Genomic DNA, 9,603 nt, shown 5'->3' on the forward strand with positions numbered 1-9,603 from the left:
GTCAGGCCAGCATTTTGCCTTCGGCTTCCTTCAGATTTCACCTCGCGATGAACACCCTTGCCGTTCGGCTAGCACTTCCCCTTGCCGGGTGTGCAGAGGACTTTCACCTCCAAGTCATCAACTCACCACCACAGTAAGTCGAACAGTGTTAAAACACTACGCGCCATGCCCGGCGCACAAAAACAAAAGGCCGACAACGTCGACCTTTCTAACTATTTGTAGTAATTATAGTTTACGTCGACGACGCTGAAACATAAACAGAGCAGCAAATGCCCATGCACCTGCCATTGCGGGTGCGGCTACTTCCTGACTTCTGGCCATAATCCGCAGGGTTTCAGTGAAGCCCTGATTCACACTAAAGGTAAGTGTGTCCGACGCGTACAATCCTCCGCTGATGAAGCAAAAATCGTCAGGGTTGGTTACCGTCATACAATCTACCGACAAACCACTGTGCTCATCCTGATAATAAAAAAACGTTTTATCGCTGCCAGAATGCATAGTAACATCTACTGTAATACTGTATTCCCCAACCGGCATATCAAACGGAATAGCGGCATTTAAAAACACCATGCCCTGCTCTGAATACTCCTGATATCCATATTCATCGGTGTAAAGATACTGACTGCCACCTGTGTGGTCTATTGAGGTATCTGCATCCGTAAACTGCCACATTTGCCCTGCGGCATTACTGAGTGTCCAGGTAATATCATAACTGGCGGCGCCTACCAAATAAGCGAAAAAGCTGCCAAATGCAAAGAGATTCTCGTCGGTATAAAACTCATAACTACATCCACCCCAAACCGGTAAATATTCTGGCGGTGTATTGTTATACGTATCGTAATCCATTTCCTGATAGCAACCACGCCCGGGCACCGGTAATAAATGTTGGTTGCCTGACGTAAACCCGTATTTCGGGGCCTGACTCATCACAGTTTGGTAATCATATGCCGACAATGTGGTGCCATAGGGCCCCATCACTGTATCCGCATCATTGATAAGATAATAACTTTGTGGCGCGGTAGAGGTAGGAGAACCTCGCCCCCCGCTTCGAATTAACGCTGACTCTGCAATGGTGGAATACAACATTCCGGACATGACAACTAACAGTAATACTCGATTTCTGAACTTCAACATGGCGTGCTCCTGCCAACGACCGACGGTCTTGTGTGTGGTGTAATTGCTGCTTTTATTTTTATTGTGTCTGTTATCCTAGACTACTCGACCAAGCCGCACAATTTTTAATCAACAGATTAGACCAATTTCGCCACTTTTCGGTTGATGACAGGTTGAATACGATCAGTATGTCCCGACTATCTGGTGCAGATGTTATGCTATTTATCAGACGATGTTGCCACCACTGGCAAAAATGACACTGGCATGTCATCAGGCTGCAATCTGATTGAATTACAGTACCCCAAAGAGGAGAACAATTATGCGAATGCTTCACACCATGTTGCGAGTCAAAGACTTAGACACGTCACTGGCCTTTTATACTGAAACCATGGGCATGAAATTGCTGCGTACCAGCGTAAACGAAGAATATAAATATACGCTGGCATTTGTGGGTTATGCTGATGAATCGGAACAAGCCGTACTGGAATTAACCTACAACTGGGACACGAATCAGTACGACATGGGCACCGCTTATGGGCATGTGGCCTTTGCCGTTGACGATATTTACCGCTTCTGCGAACAACTGGAAGCCAAAGGCGCTGATGTATACCGCAAACCCGGACCCGTAAAAGGCGGTAAAACGGTTATTGCCTTTGTACGCGACCCGGATGGTTATGCCATCGAACTCATTCAACCGGAATAACTGACTATGCGTGTAGCCCGATTATTTTCTGTTTTTTTGATAACGTCAGCAAGCCTGTCGATGTCGGTACAGGCATTCGAGATCATCGCTCACCGGGGCGCCTCAGGGTATCTGCCTGAGCACACTCTGGAAGCCATGGCACTGGCGCATGCACAAGGGCCGGATTACATTGAACAGGATCTGGTGCTCACACGCGATAGCCAGCTGGTTGTGCTACACGATATTCATTTGGAGACCGTGACCGACGTAGAGCAGAAATTTCCAGAACGTGCGCGGGAAGATGGCAGGTACTATGCCCTGGACTTTTCACTGGCGGAACTAAAAACCCTGCATGTGCATGAACGCCAGAATGCCGACGGCACGCCCGTGTTTTCCAATCGGTATGCGGGCAATGGGCACTTCACCATCGCCACCTTTGAAGAGCAGCTCACCACAATAGCTGAACTGAATCGACTGACAGGCCGCAATATTGGCTATTACCCGGAAATAAAGTCGCCCGCCTGGCATCGTGCAGAAGGTTATGACATCAGTTCGCTGGTGCTGGCAACACTGCGAAAATACGAACTGGACTCTCCAACTGCCCCTATTTTTTTACAGTGTTTCGACTTTGCCGAAGTGAAGCGCCTGCGCAACGAACTGGGTGCAAAAGTGAAAATGGTTCAACTGATTGCAGATGATGAGTGGGGTGAATCCCCCACCGATTACGGCGCCCTTAAAACCCCGCAGGGAATGCAGGAAGCGGCAAAGTACGTGCAAGGCATCGGCCCCTGGCTAGGCCATGTTACACAGTCCAGCAACCCGGCTTCATTTGAATTGGCCGACTGGGTTAAAGCCGCTCAGGCAGAAGGGCTGTACATACACCCCTACACCTTCCGACTCGACGCGCTCCCCCCCGGCATAACCGCAGAGCAACTACTGCAGTTAATTGTAGGCAAATGGCAATTTACCGGCCTGTTTACCGATCAGGTGCCGCCAGTAAAGGCGTTTGTTGAACGCTCTACCGACTGATTTTTTTAAAGACGCTAACATGAAAACGGCCGCTTTTTGCGGCCGTTTTCAACTAAACCAGTTCACACTTAAGACTTTGCCAGCCTAACCACTACGCGGCGGTTTGTAGCCCGCGAATGACTGTTGGTATTCGGGGATATATGGCGCTTCTCACCATGGCCGGTAATTTCAATCCGCTCTGGATTCACCCCTAAACTGGTGAGATAACTTTTAACTTCATCTGCGCGGCGAACCGACAATTGCTGGTTATTCCACGAACCGCCATAGCTATCGGTGTAACCGTCTAATAATACCAGTTCAAGATTGTTGTCTTCGCGCAGGTAATCGCCAATCATGGCCAACCGCTTCTTAGAGTATTTAGACAGCTCTACACTGTTTTTCTCGTAGCTCAGTACCGTATAGCTGATGTCGTCAAAGCTGTAAGGCAGCAAATTTGACACACAACTTACAAACTCCTGATACACGGGCATAAAGTTACTGGCATTTAGCCCCACTGCTACTTTGTCAGCCGGGTTGTACCAGTCCTGATAATAAATTGTGGGCCAGAAACCTTTTTCCAGTTCACTGAGCATGGTCCAGGCCGTGTCTTCGGGTAAATCACCATCGTATTGCGTGCGAATGGTCATATCAGCGATTTGACGTGCACGCTCTCCAGGCATCCAGGCTGGCGGCACAGAATATACCGTTGCCGTATCAAAACGCTTAGGTAAACGCTGCATGTCCAGTACAAACTCCATATTGAGTTGTTTGGATGCAACACTGGTAAACTGCGCTTCGCCGTAACCAGGCAGCGCGTGCGACAAGGTACAGCTCAACCGTGACGGTTCACTGATCTGCCAATTGGATGTTTCTACCGCAGCGTGATACTGACGCAACGCCCCCTGAGCAGAGAGCGCCGTTAAGCCCAACGCCAACAAAATTGACCTACGCAAAATGGATTTACCCATAATAGCCTCTGAATATGCCTCGTTACCTTATCGACAATCGCCGAGAAAAGTTTAGTTGCGGGTAGATACTCTCGCTTAATGTTGACATAATTTGCCCCTGAATGAGAACTGACTTTACGTTTAATTCGCGACATCCGCGATATTCGATTCGTCCACAACGTTTTTTTGAGTGATATGTCCCACACTAAACCTCAGCTAGTAAACCGTTTCAGAGGCTATTTCCCTGTTATTATCGACGTTGAAACCGCCGGCTTTAACGCCAATACCGACGCCTTATTAGAAATTGCCGCGGTCACCCTGCACATGGACGAAAATGGCATGCTGCACCCGGATCAAACTTATCATGCCCATATCCATCCATTTGAAGGGGCTAATCTGGAGCCAGCGGCACTGGAGTTTAATGGTATTGATCCGAACTGTGCGTTGCGCGGCGCCATTGACGAAGACGAAGCCATAAAAGAACTGTGTAAGACCATTCGCAAACAACAAAAAACAGCAGAATGCCAGCGTTCCGTCATTGTGGCTCACAATGCCAATTTTGATCAGAGTTTTGTGAACGCTGCCATTGAACGCTGCAATATCAAACGCACACCGTTTCATCCATTTGTATCGTTTGACACCACTACGTTGTCTGGCCTGGCTTTAGGCCAAACCGTATTAGTAAAAGCCTGTCAGGCAGCGGGAATTGCCTTCGACCAGAAAGAGGCCCATTCCGCATTGTATGATGCCCAAAAAACGGCTGAACTATTTTGCTATATCGTGAATCGGTATGCGTCATTAGGCGGCTGGCCACTTCCTTAGGGCCTGTTTACCTTTGCTGTGCACTTTTGCAGCAGTCCGTAGCCGATGGGGCCGTCATGAAAGCATTTTACTCTTTGTCACAGCCCTTCGACGTAGAACAACTATGCCTTCAGAGCTGTTTCGCGATTAAAATGCTTTCATATAGACCAAAAGTTGTACAGCAAAGGTAAACAGGCCCTGGCAACTCAAACGTTAAATAGTTGTAAAAAATCATTGTATCTTTGCTATTGAGTTGTACACTTACAAAAACTTAAACGATTAAGATACAACTATGCTAAGTAATAAATTACTGCTTTGGAGCATTACTGTTGCCTGTGCCGGTTTCTTATTTGGTTTTGATACGGCTGTTATTTCAGGTGCCGACCAGCCTATTCAGGCGCTCTGGCAAACCTCTGACATCACACACGGGTTGTTCATCATGTCCTCTGCCCTATGGGGCACTGTAATTGGTGCACTGGGCGCGAATATCCCCTGCGACCGCTTTGGTCGCAAACCCACCTTAATCGCCATTGGCATATTGTATTTACTCTCGGCGCTGGGTTCTGCGCTGGCAAACGACCCGGTGACGTTCAGTTTGATGCGATTTATTGGCGGTATTGGCGTGGGTGTTTCATCAATAGCCGTGCCTGCTTACATTGCGGAAATTGCGCCAGCCGCCAATCGAGGCCGGTTGGTGGCGCTTTATCAGTTTCAAATCGTATTCTGATCGCCTTTCTCTCTAATTATTTGTTAGCGGGCGTATTTGCTCTGGATTGGCGTTGGATGCTGGGCATTGAGGCGCTGCCCGCAGCAATTTATCTGCTGTTGGTGATATTTGTGCCTGAAAGTCCTCGCTGGTTATTGCTTCACAAACAGGATCACCAGGCCGCAAATCAGATTCTTCATGCGGTTGGCGAAGCTAATCCACAGCAACTTATAAATCAAATCGAAAGCGAACATCAACAACGTGCCAGCGAGCGCTTGTTCAGCCATGCATACCGTTGGCCGGTGTTACTGGCATTTCTCCTGGCCCTATTTAATCAATTATCGGGGATAAACTTCGTTATTTACTTTGCGCCGCGTATTTTTAGTTTGGCCGGTCTGGATAGCAGTGCGGCCTTGTTGTCCAGTGCAGGCATTGGCTTAGTCAACTTATTGTTTACGGTACTGGGCATGGTACTCATTGATAAAGCTGGCCGAAAAACGCTGCTTATCATAGGTTCAATAGGTTACATTGCTTCCCTGGCAGCACTCACTATTGCATTCCATTTATCGTTGGCTGGCAATCTGGTAGTGGCGTTTATTTTCATGTTTATTGCGTCACATGCCGTTGGTCAGGGTGCCGTGATTTGGGTGTTTATCTCTGAAATATTCCCCAACTCCGTTCGCACCAAAGGGCAAAGTCTGGGATGTGGTACGCACTGGGTACTGGCTGCACTCATCACTCTGGTGATGCCAATGGTATTGGGCGCATTTACCCCCACGATGATTTTTGGCTTTTTCACTGTGATGATGGTATTGCAATTAATGTGCGTGCTGAAGCTGTTCCCGGAAACCCGGGGCAAGTCAATTGAGGAACTGGGAATCGCTCTCTCCAACAGCCGTTGAAAAACGAAAAAGGCGCCAAACGGCGCCTTTTCACATATAAATCGGTAAGCTTACAGCTCTTCTGATTTCTCAGCCAGGTACTTAGCAACACCTTCTGGGCTTGCATCCATACCAGATTTGCCTTGAGTCCAGCCAGCAGGACATACTTCGCCGTGCTCTTCGTGGAACGCCAGCGCGTCAACCATGCGCAGCATTTCGTCGATGTTACGGCCCAGAGGCAGATCGTTTACTACCTGGTGACGTACCATACCCGCTTCGTCGATCAGGAATGAACCACGGAAAGCAACACCGGCTTCCGGATGCTCAACGTCGTACGCCTGACAAATTTCGTGCTTCACGTCAGCAACAAGTGTGTACTTAACCGGACCAATACCACCTTGGTTAACCAGCGTGTTACGCCACGCATTGTGAGAGAATTGAGAGTCGATTGATACACCAATCACTTCAACACCGCGCTTTACAAACTCGTCGTAACGTTTGTCGAAAGCAATCAGTTCTGAAGGACATACAAAGGTAAAGTCTAATGGATAAAAGAAAACAACGGCTTTTTTACCCTTAATGGCATCGCTTAAAGAAAAGCTATCAACAATTTCACCGCTACCCAGCACGGCAGCAGCAGTAAAATCCGGGGCCGGACGGCCTACCAGTACGCTCATATTTTGCTCCACTTGTGTTTGTGATTTTTCCTGATGGCATTATTGCCAACGTTGCTCACGCGCTTGCGTCAGCTTCTCTATTATTGGTGCGCTTTTCAATAAAACAACAGCTTTCACAGAAACTTTCTGATAATCCGACCAGTTTTTTGCGCAAATCCTCGTTTACCGATACAGGCGTATTCAGTTCGCTACGAAATTGTTCATAAATCGCTACACTCATCAGCAATGAATATAACAGAGTTTTTCATGATCCTATTGAAAATGCGTTGCAAACAACATAAATAACAACTATTATCATTTGCAACATTAGTTAGAGGTTCTTTTATGTACGTGTGTATGTGCTACGGCATTACCGATACTGCTATCAAAAACGCTGTCAAAGAAGACGGTGTGGGTAACATGCGTCAGTTAAAAGAACTACTGCAAGTAGGGTCTCAGTGTGGCCGTTGTATCCAAATGGCACAACAAATCATCGACTCTACTATTATTGACGAAACGCTCTTCAAAGACGTGGGTTAATACCCAAAACGCGTAAATACTCTTGTCTCCACTATTCTAGTCTCCACACTACCATTTGGCGTTTAACGCCGCAAAATAGTAACTGCCATCAATGCCCCCCGGGCTGGTTGAAGGGTATTTTGCGCCAGCGACAAACCTATACGGGTTGATATCAGGCTGAGTATTAAACAAATTGTTTACCCCGATGGTCATACTCCACTTTGCATCAAATGCATATTGCCACCGGGCATCCAGCGTAAAACGTCCACCTGTTTCAATATCCAGTCCCGCCGCCGCATCCAGGTGATCTTCGTAAAATCCGCCGTAGTAGTTCAATCGCCAGCTTAGCTCTGTTGGGCCAAGTTGCTGATTCAGAGTAATGTTGGCTCGCCAGGCAGGCAAATTATCTTCCAGCATGCGGATTCGTTGCCGGGTGAGATTAGCGATATCGTTATTGCCGGCAGTTTGATGTAAAGACACCCGGGTAACCTGCGTATCTGTCCAGTTTATGCTTGCGAGCAAATCGTTTTGCCAGTTACCCAGTGGAAAACGCCAGTGAAAAATCATGTCCATTCCACGAGTAAGCGTGTCAAAGTCATTGGTGAAATACTTGGCACTACGGTAGGTTTCAGCTTCTTTAAACCCCTGTGCAAGTAGCAATTCAATGGTATCTTCTGAGAGTGGTATCGCTGACGTTGTGCTGATCCGGTCGGTAAGGCGGATTTGATAGAAATCCAGGGTAAATTGCGCCACAGACGCAACCTTGGCGACCAATCCAATACTCAGATTGGTGGACTCTTCTGGCGCCAGTGCTGACGCACCCAATAGTTCAGCAACCGGATTCGACGGCGGCAGGGTAACCTGATCTTCCAGCCCATTTAAGCCAAACTTGGTACTGATATTAATAATATTGCTTTGTCCAACGGTGGGCGCTTTATAGCCAGAACTCACTGAACTGCGCAGGGCCATATTTTGACTAAACTGCCAGCGCGCACTGAATTTACCGTCTAAATGCGTACCAAAGTCAGAGAAGTCTTCTGCGCGAATTGCGGCACCAAACAGCCAGGCCTGCGAGAAAGGAATGGTTGCATCAACATATATCGCACGATTATTGCGTTGCCACTGCCCCGACGTTTCAGGGCGATACCCCGGAAATCCGTTTGCCCCTACTGAAAACCCGGAATTAACCCCTGTGACATTTTGCGCAAACGGGCCAACAAAATAGGAGGCTTCCTCACCCTGAATTTGCTTATACAGTTCACTGCGCCACTCTATGCCCATTGCCAGCGTAACGGGTTGATGCAATTGTGCGTTGACTTCCTTTACCAAATCCAGACTGGCATTTTTCTCTAATTGCGCGGCCCCGCCAGGATTAAACGACGTGGGAGAATCAGGGCCTAGTGAAGGATTCACAGTATTGTCGATGTAATACTGAATCCCGGAATACCCTACTCCTGCGCTAATATCGTAAAACCAATCATTGCCAAGATCACCGCGGATCCCAGTATACCAGGTAGCATCTTTGACTTTGCCACCAAAGCGCGGCGTAAATCCACCCGGAAACCATTCATTGAACGCAAAACAATTACGCCCCGTTTCAGTGCCTGAGTCGCTTATTTGCAAATACGCCGACGACGTTAACAGATTTTCCCCGGTTACGTTTACCGAAGGACATTCAATACCTTGTCCGATACCGTCTAAATCCGCAACGAGCAATGCCCGCTGACCATTTATATTATCGGTAACAAACACCCCCTGACGGGTTTGTGGATGTCGAAAATAAAACTCCCCTTCCATTTCGCGAAGGGTACCCAACGCAAAACTGTACCATTCTTTGCCATTGGAAAGTGGGATCGCCGTATTCAGTGCTAACTTAATATCACTGTCCATGTCTGCACTACCCCATTGCTGAGCAGGACTGGCGATAAACGCATTACCAGCATCAATCAGATTTTGGGCATCACTGCGCTGTACACTTCGAGAGGTAGGTTGCTGTTGCTGAAATTCGCTGCTGAAATGCAGAAATCCACCATTCTGAAAACCAATACCCTGGCTATATTGCACGCCAATCATTTCGCCATCACCTGCAGAATACTGACCGCTAGTTAAGGTAAATGAGCCGCTTTCTGGTGCGCTTTTGAGCTTAAAGTTCATCACACCGGCAATGGCATCCGATCCATATTGGGCTGCCGCACCATCGCGCAGTACTTCAACCTGTTCTATGGCGCTTACCGGTAATACGGAAATATCCGGCCCTTGTGCCCCGTCAGACAAGCCGCCGCCCAAAAAC

At 47.9% G+C, this 9,603-nt stretch carries 8 protein-coding genes and 1 pseudogene; 5 read left to right on the forward strand and 4 right to left on the reverse strand.

The annotated features are described in order from the left end of the window. Positions 1 to 225 precede the first annotated feature (225 nt). Positions 226 to 1,134 (reverse strand): hypothetical protein, encoded by a 909-nt coding sequence (locus ACLR2L_RS16215; RefSeq protein WP_413369557.1) that lies wholly within the window; start codon positions 1,132 to 1,134, stop codon positions 226 to 228. 298 nt (positions 1,135 to 1,432) lie between these two features. Here ACLR2L_RS16215 and gloA point away from each other — a divergent pair, with 298 nt between their 5' ends. Together gloA and glpQ are read left to right on the forward strand one after the other, a co-directional pair. After that, positions 1,433 to 1,816 carry a lactoylglutathione lyase gene (gene gloA, locus ACLR2L_RS16220; protein ID WP_140955981.1) on the forward strand — a complete coding sequence of 128 codons (384 nt, stop codon included), beginning with the start codon at positions 1,433 to 1,435 and terminating at the stop codon, positions 1,814 to 1,816. Between the two features lie 6 nt (positions 1,817 to 1,822). Next, positions 1,823 to 2,824 (forward strand): glycerophosphodiester phosphodiesterase, encoded by a 1,002-nt coding sequence (gene glpQ, locus ACLR2L_RS16225; RefSeq protein ID WP_413369559.1) that lies wholly within the window; start codon positions 1,823 to 1,825, stop codon positions 2,822 to 2,824. 68 nt (positions 2,825 to 2,892) lie between these two features. On the opposite strand, the gene ACLR2L_RS16230 is transcribed toward glpQ, so the two are convergent. Continuing rightward, positions 2,893 to 3,771 carry a flagellar protein MotY gene (locus ACLR2L_RS16230; RefSeq protein ID WP_413369561.1) on the reverse strand — a complete coding sequence of 293 codons (879 nt, stop codon included), beginning with the start codon at positions 3,769 to 3,771 and terminating at the stop codon, positions 2,893 to 2,895. 174 nt (positions 3,772 to 3,945) lie between these two features. On the opposite strand from ACLR2L_RS16230, the gene rnt reads away from it, so the two are divergent. Together rnt and ACLR2L_RS16240 are read left to right on the forward strand one after the other, a co-directional pair. Beyond that, positions 3,946 to 4,572, forward strand: coding sequence for a ribonuclease T (rnt, locus tag ACLR2L_RS16235; protein WP_413369563.1), 627 nt, complete (start codon positions 3,946 to 3,948; stop codon positions 4,570 to 4,572). 271 nt (positions 4,573 to 4,843) lie between these two features. Further along, a pseudogene (locus tag ACLR2L_RS16240) lies at positions 4,844 to 6,159 on the forward strand (sugar porter family MFS transporter). A 50-nt stretch (positions 6,160 to 6,209) separates the two neighbouring features. Here ACLR2L_RS16240 and ACLR2L_RS16245 read toward each other — a convergent pair. Continuing rightward, entirely contained in the window at positions 6,210 to 6,815 is a 606-nt protein-coding gene (locus ACLR2L_RS16245) for a peroxiredoxin (RefSeq protein ID WP_413369565.1), read from the reverse strand. Positions 6,816 to 7,139: 324 nt separating this feature from the next. On the opposite strand from ACLR2L_RS16245, the gene ACLR2L_RS16250 reads away from it, so the two are divergent. Next, the gene (locus ACLR2L_RS16250; RefSeq protein ID WP_140955987.1) at positions 7,140 to 7,334 is read left to right on the forward strand and encodes a (2Fe-2S)-binding protein; all 195 of its coding nucleotides are present in this window, start codon (positions 7,140 to 7,142) and stop codon (positions 7,332 to 7,334) included. 48 nt (positions 7,335 to 7,382) lie between these two features. Here the strand turns inward: ACLR2L_RS16250 and ACLR2L_RS16255 are convergent. Continuing rightward, positions 7,383 to 9,603, reverse strand: a 2,221-nt coding sequence (locus ACLR2L_RS16255) for a TonB-dependent receptor plug domain-containing protein (protein ID WP_413369567.1), incomplete at its 5' end; no start/stop codon positions are given.

This window comes from Alteromonas sp. AMM-1 (genome assembly GCF_047290655.1).
GTDB lineage: Bacteria > Pseudomonadota > Gammaproteobacteria > Enterobacterales > Alteromonadaceae > Alteromonas > Alteromonas mangrovi.